The following is a 17,554-nucleotide window of genomic DNA, read 5'->3' on the forward strand; positions in this document are numbered from 1 at the left end:
GGCTGCCAAGCATGACCGCCCTGCTCTCCCCCCAGGAAGCCCGGCTCTTCGCCGCCACCCATGTGTTGCTGGTGCATGAGACCGAGGCCATGCGCAGGGTCTCTCGGGCGCTGCTCAGCCAGCTTGGGGTGCAGCAGCTGCTGGACGCCTCGAATGCCGAACAGGCCCTGGCAGCGCTGGCCCAGGCACGCGTGGACATCGTGCTGTGCGACTGGCAGCTGCGCGGCATGGACGGCCTGCAGTTGCTGGAGCGCCTGCGCGCCAGCGACAACTTTCGCCAGCTGCCCTTCGTGCTCATCACCGGTGAAACCGACCGGGCGGTGCTGCAGCACGCCGTCAGCGCCGGCGCCAGCCACATCCTCGTCAAACCCTACAGCGCCGCCACGCTGGCCGACCGCATTCGCCGCGCCATGGCAGCGGCCGCACGGCCCAAGGCAGCCGGCCTGGGCCAGGCGGCACCGGGCCGCAGCGGGCCGCACAGCTCCACGGTGCTGGTAGTGGACGATGTGCCGGAGAACCTGCAGCTGCTGGCCGAGATGCTGCGCAATGACTTCCGCGTGAAAGTGGCGGCCAATGGCGAGCGGGCGCTGCAGCTGTGCCAGACGGAATCGGCCCCGGACCTGGTGCTGCTGGACATCATGATGCCGGGCATGGATGGGTTCGAGGTGGCCAAGCGCCTGCGCGCCCACCCGGCCAGCGAGCACATCCCCGTCATCTTCGTCACCGCGCTGGACGCTGACGATGTGCGCCGGCGCGCCATGGAACTGGGCGCGATCGACTTCGTCAACAAGCCGGTCGAACCCGAGCAGCTGCTGCTGCGCATCCGCAATTTCATGCGCTATGTCGAGTTGCGTCGCCAGATGCAGTCCGAGGTGGACGCGATGCTGGAGCGCGCCAAGCTGGAGGATGACGCCAGCCTGGTGGCCGGCCAGGATGTGCGCAGCCCGCTGGCCAGCGCCCTGGGCCTGCTGCAACCGCTGCTGGTGGCCGCCGAGGATGGTGCGCGGGACGACTTGCTGGCCGTGGAGGAACAGCTGCTGGCGGCGCTGGACGCGCTGCACCTTTCGACCGAGCTGCTGCGCATTGAATCCGGCCAGTTCCAGCTGCGCACCCGGGGCGTGCCCCTGCGGCGGGTGCTGGAGCGCGTGCTGCGCCTGAGCGGCGAGGCTTATGCGCACAAGGAACTGCGCCTCAGCCTGGACGTGCCCGGCCCCGAGCGCGGGCCCGGCACCCTGCTGGCCAGCGGCGACCCCCTGCTCTGCCACACCTTGTTCCAGCAGCTCTTGCAGTTGGCCTGCGAGGCCGCGCCCTCACAGGCCGCGGTCAGCCTGCAGGTCCATGCGGAAGATCCGCTACGGGTGGTGCTGCGCTACCCGGCCGCCCTGACGGCCACGGAGCGCCTGCAGTTCTTCGGCAAGCGCTCGGACGCCATCGGCCCTTCCGCCTATGCCGCCAAGCGCCTGGCCGAGGCCCAGCGCGGCGGCGTGGTGGTGGACACCGACGAGGCCAAGGGTGAGGTCTTGCTGACCGTGGTGCTGCTGCGCTCGCAGCAGACCGTGGAACGGGGCTAAGGTCCGCTAAGGCGGCTGAGCGCGGGCTTGCCCTGCTCAGTGGCCGCGCTGCTCGCGCCGACGCTCGCGCCGCTCGGCTAACTGCCGGCACTCGGGGTGCTCGGCAAAGGCGGGCTCCTCGCAGCGTTGCTCCATGCAGCGCCATAGCGCGAACAGCACGCGGTCGCCACAGGCGGCACGCGGGTCCTGCGGACCGGCCGGACGACTGGGCAGGCTGGGCGCGGGGGCTTCGGTTCGCGCCGCAGCGGCCGGCTCCGGCGAGGGGGACTCCTGGCGCACCGGCCGCGGCGGCGGGGCCGCGCTCACGACATTCGGTTTGGAAGCCGCCGCCACCGGCCGGGGCGGCACCGGACGCGCGGGACTGGCCGAGGCTGGCACGGAAGCCGGCGTGGCCACGGATTCTGCGGGCACCGAAGCCGCCGCGACCACGGGTGGCTGGATTGACGGATCGGCCGCTGCGGAAGCGGCCTGCGAAGCCGCGAGGCCGGCTTCCGACGCCCGCCCGGCGGGCTCGATGCTGACCACCAGACCTTCCGGACCTGACGGCGCCTGCCGCCCTTGCAGCAGCCACCAGAAACCACCGAGCATCAGGGCTGCGGCTCCCAAGGCCAGGCCCAGCCACAGGCGCTGACGCCCGGCAACGCGAGCGGGCCCGCTGGCCGCCGCCTCGAGCGCCGGCGAGGGGGGGCTGGCGGCGGCGCGCTGGCGCGGCTTCGGCGCTGCGGGGCTGGCAGCGTCTGCCAGGGAATGGGGCTGGGTCGGTTCGAAGCCCGGCTCGGTCCCCAGCGGCTGGGTGCGTTCCTTGTCGCTGGGCACCGGCACCGCCTCCACCGTGGGGCGCGGCGGCGCCACCAGTTGGGTGGGCGCAAAGGCGTCGCCCGGCACCGCGGGGTCGGGTTTGGCGCGCGGCTTGGGCCGTTCCAGCACCACGGTCGAGTCGTCGCCGTCCAAACCCTGGGCCACATTCGCCTTGACCAGAGGCATGGTGCGCTCGCCCAGCAAGGCCTTGCGCAGCTCGTCCACGGTGCGGGGCCGGTCGGCAGGGCGCACCGCCAGCGCCCAGTCGATGGCAGAGCGGAAATGGCGCGAATGACCGGGCCAGTCGGAGCGGTTGGCCAGCGGGACGAACTCGTCGATGACGGCTCGCGTCGTCGCCAGCGGGGGCGGTGTGCCGGTGAGCAGAAAGTGCAGCACCGCACCCAGCGCGTAGATGTCGGTCCAGGGGCCCTGGCGCAGCTGGGTGGTCTCACCGTACTGCTCGATAGGCGCGTAGCTGGGCTTGAAGATCGCCGTGAACGTCTGCGTGCGATCGCCGATCACCCGGCGTGCGGCCCCGAAATCCAGCAGGATGGGGTCGCCGCCATCCGAGGGCAGCAGGATGTTGTCGGGCGAGATGTCGCGGTGGTAGACCTTCTCGTCGTGCAAGAGCGCCAGTGCGTCCAACAGCGGCATCACCTGCTTGAGGATCCAGCTCTCCGAGGGCGGATCGGCCAGACCATCACGGATGCGCTTGAGCGTTTTGCCCTGCAGATAGGGCATCACCATGTAGGCGGTGCCGTTGGCCTCCCAGAAGCGGTAGACCTTGAGCAGCGAGGGGTGATCAAAGCGCGCCAGCATGCGCGCTTCATTGACGAAGGAACGCAGGCCGAGTTCGAAGGTTTCGCGGTGCTGCGCCGAGCGCACCGAGACCAGATCGGAATTGCCGCGTTGCGCCAGCTGCGCCGGCATGTATTCCTTGACCGCGACGCGACGCTCCAGCGCGTGGTCCTGCGCCAGGTAGACGATGCCGAAGCCCCCGACGCCGAGCGTGCGGATGATCTCCAACTCGCCGAACCGGGTGCCGGCCGGCAGGGCGTTGGGGTCCTCGAAGATGGAATCGCCAGCGTCGTTCATGGAGGCCGACACCTTACCTCAAGCGCGGCAGCGCCCGCCGAGGCGGGCGCTGCAAACAAGGGCAGAAGCTGGAACTTATTCCTTGTCAGCGGGGGCGGCACCCAAGGAAACCGGCAAGGCTTCGGTTTGCACCTTGGGCTTGCGGCTGCGCACCAGGTAGCTGTAGAGCACCGGCACGAACACCAGGGTCAGCACCGTGGAGCTGATGACGCCGCCGATGATGGCCCGGCCCATGGGCGCCTGGATCTCGCCGCCGTCATTCAGCGCGAGGGCCAGGGGCAGCATGCCGAACACCATGGCCATGGTCGTCATGACGATCGGGCGCATGCGCGTCAGGCCCGCTTCCACCAGCGCTTCGGTGACCGACAGACCGGCCTTGCGCATTTGGTTGGCGCGGTCCACCAGCAAGATGGCGTTCTTCGTCACCAGGCCCATCAGCATCACCAGGCCGATCATCGAGAACACGTTCAGCGTGGAACGCCACAGCAGCAGGGCCAGCATCACGCCGATCAGCGCCAGCGGCAGGCTGGCCATGATGGCGATGGGCTGGATGAAGCTGCCGAACTGGCTGGCCAGCACGATGTAGATGAAGATCGCCGCCAGCGCCATGGCCGAGAGCAGGCCCTTGAAGGCCTCGGCCTGTTCCTGGCTCTGGCCTCCCACATCGAAACTGAAGCCGGGGGGCAGCTGGGTTTCCTTGATGAGCTTGTTGACTTCCGCGCTGACCTCACCGAGCGAGCGGCCGTCCACGCCGGCAATGATGGCCTCGCGGCGCTGCAGGTTCTGGCGGCGGATCACCTCGGGGTTGAAGACCGGCTCGATGGTGGCGACCTGATCGAGCGCGATCGGCGAGCCGTCCTTGGCATAGGCCACCGGCAGCTTGGCCATCTGGTCGATGCGCTCGCGCATCTCCTTGGGCAGGCGCAGGTTCACCTCCACCTGGGCGCCGTCGGGGGCGGTCCAGTAAGTGGCAGCGTCGCCATTCACGAAGGTGCGCAGCGCAGCGGCCAGTTGCGGGGCGGTCAGGCCCAGCTCGCGCGCGGCCGAGTCCTTCAGCTTCACCGCATAGGCGGGCAGACCGGGCTTGGAGGTGGTTTCCACATCCACGGCGCCCTTGATCTTGCGCAGCTTGGTGGCGAACTCCTCGGCGATCTTGGCCAGCTGGTCGCTGTCATTGCCCAGGATGGCCACATAGATGGGCTTGCCGAAGCCCACGCTCAGCTCCACGCCGGCCACCTGCTCGATGGCCTTGCGCGCGGCCGCCTCGAATTCCTTCTGGCTGCGCTTGCGCTCCTTCTTGTCCTTCAGGGCGATGGCCAGGCTGGCCTGGGCACGGCCGGTGGAGAAGCCTTCGCCGCTCGAACCGACCGTGGTCGACACGGTTTTGACCTCGGGCATGGCCGCCACGATGGACTCGACCTGCAGCGCCTTGGCATTGGTGCGCTCCAGGCTGGAGCCGGTGGGCATGCGCAGATTGATCTGCGTGAAGCCCTGGTCGGTCTCCGGCACGAACTCGCTGCCCACGAAACCGGCCAACACGATGGCGCCCACGAAGCTCAGGAAGCCCCCCCACAGCACCAGGCCGCGGGCGGTCAGCGTGGCCAGGCGCAGGCGGCGCTGCTGGGTCTTGTCGCGCTGGCCAGCGGCGTCGAACGGGCGGGCGAACACCGGCACCGGCGGCACGAACACGCGGTAGCGGCGGCCGCTCAGGGCCCAGCGGATGCTGCGTTCATACACGCGGTGCAGCACGTCCATCGCGCGGTCGCTGCCGTCCAGCAGCTTGCCGATCAGCGGGCCCACCACGCGCCAGCGGCGCATCGGGGCGGCACCTGGGTCGTGCCAGACGGCCGACAGCATGGGGTCGAGCGTGAAGCTGACGAACAGGCTGACCAGCACCGCCACCGCCACGGTGATGCCGAAGGGGTAGAAGAACTTGCCGATCACCCCGCCCATGAAAGCCACGGGCACGAACACCGCGCAGATGGCGAAGGTGGTGGCCAGCACGGCCAGGCCAATCTCGTTGGTGCCGTCGAAGGCGGCGTCGCGGTGGCTCTTGCCCATCGCCACATGGCGCACGATGTTCTCGCGCACCACGATGGCGTCGTCAATCAGCAGGCCGATGACCAGGCTGAGCGCCATCATGGTCATGAAGTTCAGCGTGAAGCCGAAGGCGTAGACAGCGATGAAGCTGGAGATCACCGCAATCGGCAGGGTCAGGCCGGTGATGACGGTGGAGCGCCAGCTGTGCAGGAACAGGAAGACGATGGCCACGGTCAGCAGCGCACCCTCGATCAGGGTGTGCTTCAGGCCGTCCAGCGAGCCCTTGACGAAGTCGCTGGTCGAGTAGATCTCGCGCAGCTCGATGTCGCCCGGCAGGTTCTTGCGCAGTTCCGCGAGGGCCTGCTGCACGGCCTCGCCGGTGCGCACGATGTTGGCGTCCTGCTGCTTGAAGATGTTGAAGGTGACGGCGGGCTGGCCGTTGATGCGTGAGAGGTTGTCGGGCTCGCGTTCACGCTCGGTGAGCGTGCCCAGGTCGTTCAGCGTCAGCGCCAGGTTGCCACGCTTGACCACCACCACGTTGGCAAAGGCCCGCGGGTCCTTGATGCGGCCTTCGACGCGCAGTGAGCTTTCGATCTGGCTGTCCGAGATCAGGCCCACGGCCTGGTCGGCATTCGCCTCGCGCAGGCCCTGGGCGATCTCGGCCACCGTCACGCCATAGGCGCGCAGGCGCTGCGGGTCCAGGTCGATGCGCACTTCGCGGCTGGCCAGGCCCGAGAGCCCGATCACCGCCACGCCCTCGGCGCGCTGCAATCGCTTGGCCACGGTCTGCTCGGCAATCAGCGAGAGCTCACGCGCACTGCGGGTACTGCTCAGCAGGGCCGCCACCACCACCGGCTGGTTGCCTTCCTGGAAGCGGTTGATCAGCGGCGCCTTCACGTCGCGCGGGAAGCCGGCCTGCGCCAGCGACACGCGGTCGCGCAGGTCCTGCATCGCGCGATCCATATTGGTGTCGAGCGTGAACTCGACGCTCATCTGCGCGCGGCCTTCGAAGCTGCGCGACTGGATGCGCTTGACGCCGGCAATGGTGTTCACCGCCTCTTCCAGCGGCTTGGCGACTTCACGCTCCACGGCCTCGGGGTTGGCGCCGGGGTAGCGGGTGTCGATCCAGGCGCCGGGCAGCGAGATCTCGGGCATCTGCTCGACGCCCAGGCGGTTGTAGGCAAACAAGCCCAGCACGCACAGCGCCACCATCACCATGGTGGCGAAGACCGGGTTGTTGATCGAGACGCGGGTCATCCACATGGCCGGCTCCTTCAGCGCGCCGTGGCCGGTGCCGCGGCGGCGGCCACCTTGGCCTTGCCGGCATCAATCTCGGCCTTGGTGCCTTCGCGCAGGTTGTCGTAGCGCGCGGCCAGCACCTGGGCCTTGGCATCCACGCCGGACAGGATCTCCACTCGGCCCTCCTTGGCGTCCTGGCGGCCCACCGTCACCAGGCGGCGCTTGAGTTCGCCCCCGTCAATCACCCACACCGCCTGCTGGCCGCTGCTGCCCATGAGGGCGGTCTGCGGCAGCGTCAGGCGGGGTTCCGGGTCGTCCAGCGTGACGGACGCGACGGCGTACTGGCCGGCGCGCAGCTGCTCGCCCGGGTTGGCCAGGCTGAGCGTGACGCCGATCGAGCGCGTGCCGGGTTCGGCCGCGGGGCTGATGCGGGCGATCTTGGCCGCCACCGGCTCGGTGTGGCCCTCGATGCGCAGCGTGGCGGCCATGCCGGGCTTGAGGCGCGAGACCTCATGCGTGCCCACCAGGCCGGCCAGCTCCAGCTGGCTCAGGTCCACCACGGTGACGACGGCCTGCTCCAGCTGCAGCTTCTCCCCCGGCACGGCGTGGCGCTTGGCCACCCAGCCGCTGATGGGCGCCGTCAGCGTGGCCTGGCGCAGCGCCACCTGCACGGTCTCCAGCTGGGCGCGTGCGGCGGCCAGGTTGGCGCGGGCGCTGTCAAGCTGGGCGCGGCTGCTATCCAGGGCCGTCGGGGCAATGAAGTTCTGGCGCGCCAGGCCCTCGTTGGCCAGATGCGTGCGCTCGGCCTGCGCAGCCTGGGCGCGCGAGGCTTCCACGGCGGCCTGGCGCTCGTTCACGCGCTGGCGCAGGTCTTCCAGGTCCAGGGTACCGAGCGACTGCCCGGCCTTGACGCGGCTGCCCTCAGGCGCGGCCAGGTTCAAGAGCGTGCCGCCGCCCTTGGCGCGCACGATGGCGGTGTTGGGCGCCACCAGCGGGCCGCTGAACTCAACCACCGCGCGCAGGGCCTGGCGCTGCGGCTGTACCACCTCGGAGGCGGTAAAGCGCAGGGTCTTGGGGGCGTCCTTCTTGTCCTTGGCTTCAGGTTTGCTGCCGCCATCGGCTCCCACCGCCACACCGGCGGCGACCGCCAGCGCCAGGGCGCTCAGGCCGCCGCCCAGCCACCAGCGCTTGTTGAATCGAGAAGAAGTCTTGTGCAGCTCCATGGCAGGCCCCGTTTTTGAGTAACGGCGGCCATGCTAGGAAGCGAAGGCTGCGGGTGCGTTTAGAAAGCGACGAAATGCACCCTTGAGGGGGTCAGCTGCAAAGCGGTCGTTCGACACGGGCCTTGGGCCCGGCCGCGGCATGACCTTCAGCAGGGGGTGTCAGCCGGCTCCGCTGCCCGCTTCGGCCTGTTGCCACAGGCATTCGGCCAGTTGCACCGCGTTCAGCGCGGCGCCCTTGCGCAGGTTGTCGCCACTGACGAAGAGGATCAGCCCATGCGGCACCGTGGGGTCGCGCCGCACCCGCCCCACCAGCACCTCGTCGATGCCGGTGGCGTCCAGCGCATTGGGCACGGCGCACAGGCGCACACCCGGCGCCTGGCGCAGCAGGGCCTCGGCCTCGGCGGCCTCGATGGCCCGTTCGAACTCGGCATGCAGGCTGAGCGAGTGCGCGCACAGCACCGGCACGCGCACGCAGGTGCCCGCCACCGGCAACTGGGGCAGACCCAGGATGCGCCGGGTCTCGTCGCGCAGCTTCAGCTCTTCCTCGGTAAAGCCGTCGTCCTTCAGCACGTAGTTCAGCGGCACCACGTTGCAGGCGATCGGCACCGCCCATTTGCGCGGCGGCGGGAAGTCGACGGCACGCCCGTCATACACCAGGGCTTCCAACCGATCAGCCGCGGCCCGCATCTGTTCCACCAGCTCCTGCACACCCGCCACGCCGGCACCCGAGACGGCCTGGTAACTGCTGGCGGTGAGGCGCTTCAGGCCGGCGGCATCGTGCAAGGGCTTGAGCACCGGCATGGCCGCCATGGTGGTGCAGTTGGGGTTGGCGATCAGGCCCTTGGGCCGGCGGCGCAGATCGTCCGGGTTGACCTCGGCCACCACCAGAGGAACGTCAGGGTCGGCCCGCCAGGCCGAGGAGTTGTCGATCACCACCGCACCTGCAGCCGCCACCCGGGGCGCCAGTTCGCGCGCGGTGTCGCCACCGGCCGAGAAGAACACCAGATCCAGACCGCGGAAATCGGCCGTGGCGGCGTCCTCGATCGGCAGCTGCTGGCCCTTCCAGTCCAGCTGCCGTCCCACCGAGCGTACGGAAGCAAACAGGCGCAGCGAGCGCACCGGGAAACTGCGCTCGGCCAGCAGCTGGCGCATCAGCAGCCCAACCGCGCCCGTGGCGCCGACGATGCCGACGGCCCAACCTTCGGGGTGGCGTTGCGAAACAGTCATCCTGGAATCTCCGAGAACAGGTTCAGCCGCGCCGCGCCGGCACCGGCGAGATGGGCAGCTCCACATCGCCCCCTTGCGCCCGCTGCTGCAATGCCGCATCCATCAGCACCAGGGCCAGCATGGCCTCGGCGATGGGCGTGGCGCGGATGCCCACGCAGGGGTCGTGGCGGCCGTGGGTGACAACCGTGTTGGGCTGGCCGCTGCGGTCGATGCTGGCTTTCTCCAACCGGATCGAGCTGGTCGGCTTGATGGCGATGTTCACCACCAGGTCCTGCCCACTGGAGATGCCGCCCAGCACGCCGCCGGCATGGTTGCTGGCGAAGCCGTCGGGGTGGATCTCGTCGCCATGCTGGCTGCCGCGCTGGGCGACGACGCCGAAGCCGTCACCGATCTCCACGCCCTTGACGGCGTTGATGCCCATCATGGCGTAGGCGATCTGGGCGTCGAGCTTGTCGAACAGCGGAGCGCCCCAGCCCGGCGGCACCCCCTGGGCTTCCACACGCAGCTTGGCGCCCACCGAGTCGCCGCTCTTGCGCAGCGCGTCCATGTAGGCCTCCAGGCGCTCCAGCTCGCGCGTGCCGGCGGCAAAGAAGGGGTTGTGCGCGGTCTGCGCCCAGTCCTCGATCGGGATCTCGATCTCGCCCAGTTGCACCATGCAGCCACGCACCGTGGTGCCATAAGCCTGCTGCAGCCACTTCTTGGCCACCGCGCCGGCCGCCACCATCGGGGCGGTCAGGCGGGCCGAGCTGCGGCCGCCGCCGCGCGGGTCGCGCAGGCCGAATTTGCGCCAGTAGCTGTAGTCGGCGTGGCCGGGACGGAAGGTGTCGAGCAGGTTGCCGTAGTCCTTGCTGCGCTGGTCCTCGTTGCGGATCAGCAGCGCAATCGGCGTGCCGGTGGTCAGGCCTTCGTAGACGCCGGAGAGGATCTCGACCCGGTCGCCTTCCTGGCGCTGCGTCACATGGCGGCTGGTGCCCGGTTTGCGGCGGTCCAGATCGGGCTGGATGTCGGCCTCGCTGAGCGCCATCCCGGGTGGGCAGCCGTCGATGACGCAACCGATCGCCGGGCCATGGCTCTCGCCGAAATTGGTGACGGCGAACCAGCGCCCGAATGTGCTGCCTGACATCGATGAAAACCCCTGCCTGCAATGGAAGCCTCATTCTAGGAAGCGGGCCTCTGCGGCCCGAGAATCCTGCCCCTTCAGAAGATTCCAGGGAGAGATGGATGCCATTCATCGGCTTGGGCCTGCATTTCCTGCTGGCCATTTACTGTGCGGTGCATGCCTTGCGCAACGGTCAACCGATGTATTGGTTGATCATCCTGTTCTCCTTCCCCGTGCTGGGTTCGGTGGTGTACGTGCTGGCCATCATGCTGCCGCATTCACGGGTGCAACGACAGGCGGGCCGGGCCCTGCGCGCCGTCGGCCAAGCGCTCGACCCAGGCCGCGAGGTGCGTGAGGCGCGCGAGGCCCTGGACACCACGCCCACAGCGCAAAACCAGATGCGGCTGGCGGCTGCGCTATTGGCCGCCGGCCAGCTGGACGAAGCCGCGACCTGCTACCAGCAATGCCTGCAAGGCCCGTTCGCCAACGACGCCGACGTGCGCTGGGGGGCGGCCCAGGTGGACTTGCTTCGCGGCCAGGCCGGCTCCTGCCTGGCCCACCTCGACGTGATCGCCGAGCGTGCCCCTGGCTACCGGGCCGAGGCAGTCAGCCTGTTACGGGCACGGGCATTGGCGGCGCAGGGGCAGCATGGCGACGCCCTGCGTGAGTTGGACGCGGCCGTCGCCCGCTTTGGCAGCTTCGAAGCCAAGGCGGAGCGCACGATCTGGGCTTGGCAACGGCAGCACCCGCAGGCAGCCCACTGGCAGCAGGAGCTCGACCTGCAGCAAAAGCGCTGGAATGCGCACACGAAGCAACTGAACGCCGCCCTGCTGGCGCGCCTGCAGGCGGTTCGTCCCCGCTGAGCAGCTCGGCAGGCAGAAAAAACGGCCCTTGCGGGCCGTTCGTGTTTCTGGTTCGTCTTTCTGCTCAGAGCTTCGGTTCGCTGGACTCTTCTTCCTGCCCCACCGGCCAGTCGCGGATGTAGGCCTTGAGCATGCGGTTCTCGAAGTCCTGCGAATCGACCACGGCCTTGGCCACGTCGTAGAAGGAGATCACGCCCATCAGGGTCTTGCCATTGAGCACCGGCATGTAGCGCGCATGGCGGCCCAGCATCATGCGGCGCACCTCGTCGATCTCGGTCTCGGGCGTGCAGGTCAGCGGGTGGTCGTCCATCACCGAGCGGACTTGGCTGTTGCCCACCGTGCCGCCGTTCTTCACCACGGCCTGGATGACTTCGCGGAAGGTCAGCATCCCCACGAGATCGCCCAGCTCCATCACCACCAGCGAGCCGATGTCGCGCTCCGCCATGGTGGCCACGGCCTCGGCCAGCGGGGTATCGGGGGCAACGGTGAAAAGGGTGCTGCCCTTGACCTTGAGGATGTCGGTGACCTTCATCGTGTTCTCCATGGAGAGCAGAGGGGGATTGCGGGCAACATAGCACACAATGCCCGCCCCGCCCTCTCCGGGGCGCACCCTAGTACAAGGCATGCCCGGACCCCTAGACCCTGGCTTCGACACCCTGGCCCTGCACGCCGGGGCCGCCCCCGACCCCGCCACCGGCGCCCGCATCACCCCGCTGCATCTGAGCACCAGCTTCGTGTTCGACAGCAGCGCCGATGCCGCCGGCCTGTTCAATCTGGAGCGCAGCGGGCATGTGTACTCGCGCCTCTCCAACCCCACCACGGCCGTGTTCGAGGAGCGCATGGCCGCGCTCGAAGGCGGTGTGGGTGCCATCGCCACCGCCAGCGGCCAGGCCGCGCTGTGGTTGGCCATCGTGACGATCTGCGGCGCCGGCGGCCACATCGTCGCCAGCTCGCAGCTGTACGGCGGCTCGCACAACCTGCTCGCCTACACCCTGCCGCGCCTGGGCATCCAGACCAGCTTCGTGGCCCCCGGTGATGTGGACGCCTGGAAGGCGGCCATCCGGCCCGAGACGCGCCTGCTGCTGGGCGAGTCGCTCGGCAACCCGGGCATGGAGGTGCTGGACATCCCGGCCGTCAGCGCGGTGGCCCACGCCGCCGGCCTGCCCCTGCTGGTAGACGCCACCTTGGCCACGCCCTGGCTGCAGCGCCCAATCGAGCAAGGCGCCGACCTGGTGATGCACTCGGCCACCAAATTCCTGTGCGGCCACGGCACGGTGGTGGGCGGGGTGCTCATCGACTCCGGCCGCTTCGATTGGCTGAAGTCGGGCAAGTTCCCGGAGCTGACGGAACCCTACGCCGGCTTCCACGGCATGGTCTTCGCCGAGGAATCGACGGTGGCCGCCTTCTTGCTGCGCGCGCGCCGCGAGGGCCTGCGCGACTTCGGCGCTTGCATGAGCCCGCACACTGCCTGGCTGTTGCTGCAAGGCCTGGAGACCCTGCCGCTGCGCATGGCCCGGCATGTGGCCAATGCCCAGGCGGTGGCCGAGTTCCTGGCCGCCCAGAAGCAGGTCAAGGCCGTGGGCTACCCCGGCCTGCCCAACCACGCCAGCCACGCCAGGGCGCAGACGCTGATGCCGCGTGGCGCCGGTGCGGTGTTCAGCTTCGAGCTGGATGGCAGCCGCGCCCAAGGCCAGAAGTTCATCGAATCCCTCAAGCTCTTCAGCCATCTGGCCAATGTGGGCGATGCGCGCTCGCTCGTCATCCACCCGGCCAGCACCACGCATTCGCGCATGGACGATGCCGCGCTCGTGGCCGCGGGCATCGGCCCCGGCACGATCCGCCTGTCGATCGGCCTGGAAGACCCGGCCGATCTGATCGCCGACCTCAAGACCGCCCTGAAAGCGGCGTTCAAGTGATGGAACTGACCGTACAGAACCGCCGCGTCTACGCCTACACCGGCGGCAAGACCTTCGACCCCGCCCTGCCCTGCATCGTCTTCCTGCACGGTGCGTTGCACGACCACTCGGTCTTCACCCTGCTGGCGCGCAGCTTTGCGCACCGCGGCTTCGCCGTGCTGGCGCTGGACCTGCTCGCGCATGGCCGCAGCGAGGGGCCGCCGCTGGCCACGATGGCCGAGGCCGGCGCCTGGGCCCTGGGCTGCCTGGATGCGGCCGGCGTCAGCAAGGCCGCTTGGGTGGGCCACAGCATGGGCTCATTGATCGCGCTGGAGGCCGCCGCGCAGGCGCCCGAGCGCGCCTGGCACCTGGCCCTGCTGGGCACAGCGGCACCGATGGCCGTGAGCGACGCGCTGCTGCAGACCGCAGCCACCGAGCCGGTGGCGGCGATGCGCATGGTCAATACCTTCAGCCACAGCGGCATCGCGGCCAAGCCGGCCTACCCCGGCCCGGGCGCCTGGCTGCATGGCGCCAACCAGGCGCTGATGGAACGCACGCAGGCAGGCTGGCCCGGGAGCAATCTGTTCCTGCAGGACTTCCAACTCTGCAACGGCTACACGGGAGCGCTGGCGGCCGCGGCCAAGGTCGCCTGCCCCAGCACCGTGGTGATGGGCAAGCTGGACCAGATGACGCCGGCGCGCGCGGCCCAGCCGCTGGTGGAGGCGCTCAAGGCGCGCACGGCGAGCCTGCCCTGCGGCCATGCCCTGATGCAGGAAGACCCCGAAGGCCTGCGCGAGGCGCTGGCCGCCGCGCTGCGCCCCTGATCAGAAGCGGTAAGCCAGGCCGGCGTTGAGTCCCAGGTCGAGGTTGCGCTCGATGAAGGGGGCATCGGCGGCCGGCCCCAGCAAGTGGCTGAGGCTGCCGCCACCGAACCCGACCCAGTGGCGGCCGAACTCGCGCTGCCAGGTCAGGCCAACGGTGAGGCTGCGCAGGCCGGCCCCGGGTTCGTAGGCCTGGAAGGTCGTCAAACCGGCGGGCACGCCGAAGTAGCTGCGTTGGTAGCGCCGGTCAGCCGCGGCCAGGCTGACCAGCGCCGTCCATTGCCCGCCCATCGGCAAGGCCTGCTCCCACTCCGGCAGACGCTGGCTCATGCTGAGCTGCAGCAGCAGGCCCCCGCCCCGGCCGAGCAGGTCGGGGTTGACGGCCAGGGTCCAGTCCCGCGTGTCGGTCTGGTGCCAGGTCAGGCCCACGCGCCCGCGGATCGTGGTGCGCACGTCGGGCAGCTCACGCAGGCGCTCGATGCCGCTGACATTGCGGCCGCGGTCGAAGCGCAGGCCCACGGTCAGGCGCCAGTCTTCGTCGTCCAGCAGGTCGGTGCTGGCCCCGCCGGTGCCGCGTTCGCTCAGCAGCGAGCTGCCGCCCGAGTTGCTGATGCGCACGCGCCCCCAGCGCAGGGCGACCACGGGGCGCAGGTCGAAGCCCCGGTCTTTCTGGCCCAGATAGACCGGGGAATTGCCGACCCGCAGGCCGATCAGCGACAGCTTGGCTCCGGAGAAGAGCTCGACTTCTTGCGCCAGCACCGGGCTGGCAAGCAGGGGCAACAGGAGGGCAGATAGGAAGCGGCGCATGGCCGAAGCCTACCTGCTGCGCTTCAAACCCGCCCGCGCAGATTGGCCAGCATGTCGGCCACCATTTCGCTCAGACCGAACTCGGCCTTCCAGCCCCAATGCGCGCGCGCCACCGAGTCGTCGATGGAACGCGGCCAGCTGGCGGCGATCTGCTGGCGGAAGTCGGGCTCGCACACCATCTCGAAGCCCGGCAAGTGCTTGCGGATTTCGGCGGCGATTTCGTCCGGCGTGAAGCTGCAGCCGGACAGGTTGTAGCTGCCGCGCTCCTGGATGGCCGCTGCCGGCGCCTCCATCAGCTCCAGCGTGGCGCGGATGGCATCGGGCATGTACATCATGGGCAGGCGCTGGTCGGCCTGCAGGAAACAGGTGTAGCGGCCGGTCTTGAGTGCCTGGTGAAAGATGTCCACCGCGTAGTCGGTGGTGCCGCCGCCGGGCGGCGTCTTCCAGCTGATCAGGCCCGGATAGCGCAGGCTGCGGACGTCCACGCCATGCATGCGGTGGTACCAGGCGCACCAGCGCTCGCCGGCCTGCTTGCTGATGCCGTAGACCGTCGTCGGGTCCATCACCGAGGATTGCGGCGTGTGGTCCTGCGGCGTGCTGGGGCCGAAGGCGGCGATGCTGCTGGGCCAGAACACGCGCTCGAGCTTGTGCGTGCGCGCCAGCTCCAGCACATTCAGCAGGCCCTTCATGTTCAGATCCCAGGCCCATTGCGGGTGCTTCTCGCCGGTGGCCGACAGCGCGGCGGCCAGCAGGTAGACCTGGGTGATGTGATGGCGCTCGACGATGGCAGTGACGGCAGCCCCATCGGTGCAGTCCAGCATCTCGTGGCGCAGCTGCGGCAGGCGACCCTGGGGCGAGATGTCGCTGGTGATGACGTTCTCGTTGCCGTGGCGCTCGGCCAGGGCGGCGGCCAGCTCGGTGCCGATCTGGCCATTCGCGCCGATGAGGAGGATCTTGGTCGTCATGGTTCAGCTCTTGATCAGACCGAGTTCGCGGCCCGCCTGGGTGAAGGCGGCCAGGGCCTTTTCGAGGTGGTGGCGGTCCAGCGCCGCGCTCATCTGGGTGCGGATGCGGGCCTGCTCCTTGGGCACCACCGGGAAGAAGAAGCCCACGGCGTACACCCCCAGCTCCAGCAGGCGCGCCGAGAGCTGCTGCGCCTTGACGGCGTCGTACACCATCACCGGCACGATGGGGTGGGTGCCGGGCTTGATGTCGAAGCCGGCGGCCTGCAGGCCGGCGCGCCAGAAGCGGGTGTTGTCCTCCAGCTTGTCGCGCAGCGCGGTGGAGCCTTCGATCAGATCCAGCACCGCCAGCGAGGCACCGACGATGGCGGGTGCCAGCGTGTTGCTGAACAGATAGGGGCGCGAGCGCTGGCGCAGCAGCTCCACCACTTCCTTGCGCGCGGCCGTGAAGCCGCCGCTGGCGCCGCCCAGGGCCTTGCCGAAGGTGCCGGTGATGATGTCGATCTGGCCGAACACGCCGCAGTGCTCGGGCGTGCCGCGGCCGGTTTTGCCCAGGAAGCCGCTGGCGTGGCATTCGTCGATACCGAGCAGCGCGCCGTACTGGTCGCAAAGCGCGCGGATTCCCTTCAGCTGGGCGATCGTGCCGTCCATGCTGAAGACGCCGTCGGTGAACACCAGCACATGGCGGGCGCCCTTGGCGCGGGCTTCCTGCAACTGCTTCTTCAGGTCGGCCAGGTCGTTGTTGGCGTAGCGGTAGCGCGCCGCCTTGCACAGGCGGATGCCGTCAATGATGGACGCGTGGTTCAGCGCGTCGGAAATGACGGCGTCCTGCTCGCCCAGCAGGGGCTCGAACAGGCCGCCGTTGGCGTCAAACGCCGCTGCATAGAGGATGGCGTCCTCGCAGCCCACGAAGGCGGCGATGCGGCGCTCCAGCTCCTTGTGGATGTCCTGGGTGCCGCAGATGAAGCGCACGGACGAGAGCCCGAAGCCGTGGGTGTCCAGCGTCTTGTGCGCTGCCGCGATGGCGTTCGGGTGGCTGGACAGGCCCAGGTAGTTGTTCGCGCACAGGTTGATGAGCTCGCGCCCGTCGGTGGTGCGCACCACCGCGCCCTGCGGGGTGGCAATGATGCGTTCGCGCTTGAACAGGCCGGCGGATTCGATGCCCGCCAGTTCCTGGCGGATGTGGGCGTAGAAGTCGGCGCTGCTGGCCATGTTCAGTCTCCTGGCGCAAAATGCGATTTATCGAACGGCGTTCACTATATCGAACAGCTGTTCAATGAAGCAAGGACATTCTGATGAGCGACACCGATCTTGCCCAACCGCCCCAGGTCGGGGAAGCCCTGGCGGCCCTGCGCGCCAAGCGGCAGCTGACGCTGGACGAGCTGAGCCGGCGCGCCGGGGTGTCCAAGTCCATGCTTTCGCAGATTGAGCGCAACCAGGCCAACCCCACGGTGGCCGTGGTGTGGCGGCTGGCGCATGCGCTGGGGGTGGAACTCTCTGAACTCCTCGAAGGCGCCCGCCCCGTCGCGACCGGGATCGACAAGGTGGCCGCACACGCCACCCCCTCGCTGGCCAGCCCGGATGGCTTGGCCCGCCTGCGCATCCTGGGACCGATCGAGCTGGCCGGCCAGTTCGAGTGGTACGAACTGATCGTGCAGCCCGGCGGCGTGCTGGCCTCGCAGGCGCATGAACCCGGGTCGCGTGAACACCTGAGCGTGCTCAGCGGCAGCCTGCAGGTGGAAGCCGGACCGGACACGCAACTCCTGCAACTGGGTGAGACCGGACGCTACGCAACCGATCAGCCGCACGCCATCCGAAACACCAGCAAGGAGCTCGCGGTGGGGCTGCTGGTGGTCATCCACCCTTGATGACAGGCCTGTCATGAAGACCGCGGCAGCCCCAGGCCCAATGCCG

General features: G+C 69.2%; 14 protein-coding genes. 5 read left to right on the forward strand and 9 right to left on the reverse strand.

Annotated features, from left to right (window positions below; genetic code table 11):
• Positions 1-11 precede the first annotated feature (11 nt).
• The gene (locus I7X39_RS01950; RefSeq protein ID WP_198109258.1) at positions 12-1,571 is read left to right on the forward strand and encodes a response regulator; all 1,560 of its coding nucleotides are present in this window, start codon (positions 12-14) and stop codon (positions 1,569-1,571) included.
• Between the two features lie 36 nt (positions 1,572-1,607).
• On the opposite strand, the gene I7X39_RS01955 is transcribed toward I7X39_RS01950, so the two are convergent.
• From I7X39_RS01955 to aroC, 5 genes are all read right to left on the reverse strand, one after another.
• A complete protein-coding gene (locus I7X39_RS01955; protein WP_198109259.1) occupies positions 1,608-3,464 on the reverse strand; it encodes a serine/threonine-protein kinase in 1,857 nt (618 codons plus the stop codon).
• Positions 3,465-3,539: 75 nt separating this feature from the next.
• A complete protein-coding gene (locus I7X39_RS01960; protein ID WP_198109260.1) occupies positions 3,540-6,767 on the reverse strand; it encodes an efflux RND transporter permease subunit in 3,228 nt (1,075 codons plus the stop codon).
• A gap of 11 nt (positions 6,768-6,778) precedes the next feature.
• On the reverse strand, positions 6,779-7,966 hold the full coding sequence (locus I7X39_RS01965) for an efflux RND transporter periplasmic adaptor subunit (RefSeq protein WP_198109261.1): 1,188 nt from the start codon (positions 7,964-7,966) through the stop codon (positions 6,779-6,781).
• Between the two features lie 159 nt (positions 7,967-8,125).
• Positions 8,126-9,193, reverse strand: coding sequence for an aspartate-semialdehyde dehydrogenase (locus I7X39_RS01970; RefSeq protein ID WP_198109262.1), 1,068 nt, complete (start codon positions 9,191-9,193; stop codon positions 8,126-8,128).
• 22 nt (positions 9,194-9,215) lie between these two features.
• Complete coding sequence (aroC, locus tag I7X39_RS01975) at positions 9,216-10,316, reverse strand: chorismate synthase (RefSeq protein WP_198109263.1); 1,101 nt, start codon at positions 10,314-10,316, stop codon at positions 9,216-9,218.
• Positions 10,317-10,414: 98 nt separating this feature from the next.
• On the opposite strand from aroC, the gene I7X39_RS01980 reads away from it, so the two are divergent.
• Positions 10,415-11,155 (forward strand): hypothetical protein, encoded by a 741-nt coding sequence (locus I7X39_RS01980; protein ID WP_198109264.1) that lies wholly within the window; start codon positions 10,415-10,417, stop codon positions 11,153-11,155.
• A gap of 64 nt (positions 11,156-11,219) precedes the next feature.
• Here I7X39_RS01980 and I7X39_RS01985 read toward each other — a convergent pair whose 3' ends face one another.
• Positions 11,220-11,687, reverse strand: a complete 468-nt coding sequence (locus I7X39_RS01985) for a CBS domain-containing protein (protein ID WP_198109265.1) — start codon at positions 11,685-11,687, stop codon at positions 11,220-11,222.
• A gap of 91 nt (positions 11,688-11,778) precedes the next feature.
• On the opposite strand from I7X39_RS01985, the gene I7X39_RS01990 reads away from it, so the two are divergent.
• Together I7X39_RS01990 and I7X39_RS01995 are read left to right on the forward strand one after the other, a co-directional pair.
• The gene (locus I7X39_RS01990) at positions 11,779-13,071 is read left to right on the forward strand and encodes an O-acetylhomoserine aminocarboxypropyltransferase (protein ID WP_198109266.1); all 1,293 of its coding nucleotides are present in this window, start codon (positions 11,779-11,781) and stop codon (positions 13,069-13,071) included.
• A complete protein-coding gene (locus I7X39_RS01995) occupies positions 13,071-13,874 on the forward strand; it encodes an alpha/beta fold hydrolase (protein ID WP_198109267.1) in 804 nt (267 codons plus the stop codon). The genes I7X39_RS01990 and I7X39_RS01995 overlap by 1 nt, the downstream gene beginning before the upstream one ends.
• Here the strand turns inward: I7X39_RS01995 and I7X39_RS02000 are convergent, their stop codons facing one another.
• From I7X39_RS02000 to kbl, 3 genes are read right to left on the reverse strand one after another with little or no spacing between them, the layout of a single operon-like run.
• Positions 13,875-14,651 carry a MipA/OmpV family protein gene (locus tag I7X39_RS02000; RefSeq protein ID WP_198109268.1) on the reverse strand — a complete coding sequence of 259 codons (777 nt, stop codon included), beginning with the start codon at positions 14,649-14,651 and terminating at the stop codon, positions 13,875-13,877.
• A 50-nt stretch (positions 14,652-14,701) separates the two neighbouring features.
• Complete coding sequence (locus I7X39_RS02005) at positions 14,702-15,643, reverse strand: NAD-dependent epimerase/dehydratase family protein (RefSeq protein WP_198109269.1); 942 nt, start codon at positions 15,641-15,643, stop codon at positions 14,702-14,704.
• 3 nt (positions 15,644-15,646) lie between these two features.
• Positions 15,647-16,852 (reverse strand): glycine C-acetyltransferase, encoded by a 1,206-nt coding sequence (gene kbl / locus I7X39_RS02010; protein ID WP_198109270.1) that lies wholly within the window; start codon positions 16,850-16,852, stop codon positions 15,647-15,649.
• Positions 16,853-16,935: 83 nt separating this feature from the next.
• Here kbl and I7X39_RS02015 point away from each other — a divergent pair, with 83 nt between their 5' ends.
• Positions 16,936-17,508 carry a helix-turn-helix domain-containing protein gene (locus I7X39_RS02015; RefSeq protein ID WP_198109271.1) on the forward strand — a complete coding sequence of 191 codons (573 nt, stop codon included), beginning with the start codon at positions 16,936-16,938 and terminating at the stop codon, positions 17,506-17,508.
• The last annotated feature ends 46 nt before the right edge of the window (positions 17,509-17,554 follow it).

Origin of the sequence: Inhella proteolytica (genome assembly GCF_016093275.1) — a bacterium.
Lineage (GTDB): Bacteria > Pseudomonadota > Gammaproteobacteria > Burkholderiales > Burkholderiaceae_C > Inhella > Inhella proteolytica.

Coding starts and splice junctions, on each gene's coding strand:
- I7X39_RS01950 (WP_198109258.1), top strand. CDS start 12: ATGACCGCCCTGCTCTCCCCCCAGGAAGCCCGGCTCTTCGCCGCCACC.
- I7X39_RS02005 (WP_198109269.1), bottom strand. CDS start 15,643: ATGACGACCAAGATCCTCCTCATCGGCGCGAATGGCCAGATCGGCACC.
- I7X39_RS01955 (WP_198109259.1), bottom strand. CDS start 3,464: ATGAACGACGCTGGCGATTCCATCTTCGAGGACCCCAACGCCCTGCCG.
- kbl (WP_198109270.1), bottom strand. CDS start 16,852: ATGGCCAGCAGCGCCGACTTCTACGCCCACATCCGCCAGGAACTGGCG.
- I7X39_RS01965 (WP_198109261.1), bottom strand. CDS start 7,966: ATGGAGCTGCACAAGACTTCTTCTCGATTCAACAAGCGCTGGTGGCTG.
- I7X39_RS02015 (WP_198109271.1), top strand. CDS start 16,936: ATGAGCGACACCGATCTTGCCCAACCGCCCCAGGTCGGGGAAGCCCTG.
- I7X39_RS01995 (WP_198109267.1), top strand. CDS start 13,071: ATGGAACTGACCGTACAGAACCGCCGCGTCTACGCCTACACCGGCGGC.
- aroC (WP_198109263.1), bottom strand. CDS start 10,316: ATGTCAGGCAGCACATTCGGGCGCTGGTTCGCCGTCACCAATTTCGGC.
- I7X39_RS01985 (WP_198109265.1), bottom strand. CDS start 11,687: ATGAAGGTCACCGACATCCTCAAGGTCAAGGGCAGCACCCTTTTCACC.
- I7X39_RS01990 (WP_198109266.1), top strand. CDS start 11,779: ATGCCCGGACCCCTAGACCCTGGCTTCGACACCCTGGCCCTGCACGCC.
- I7X39_RS01970 (WP_198109262.1), bottom strand. CDS start 9,193: ATGACTGTTTCGCAACGCCACCCCGAAGGTTGGGCCGTCGGCATCGTC.
- I7X39_RS01960 (WP_198109260.1), bottom strand. CDS start 6,767: ATGTGGATGACCCGCGTCTCGATCAACAACCCGGTCTTCGCCACCATG.
- I7X39_RS01980 (WP_198109264.1), top strand. CDS start 10,415: ATGCCATTCATCGGCTTGGGCCTGCATTTCCTGCTGGCCATTTACTGT.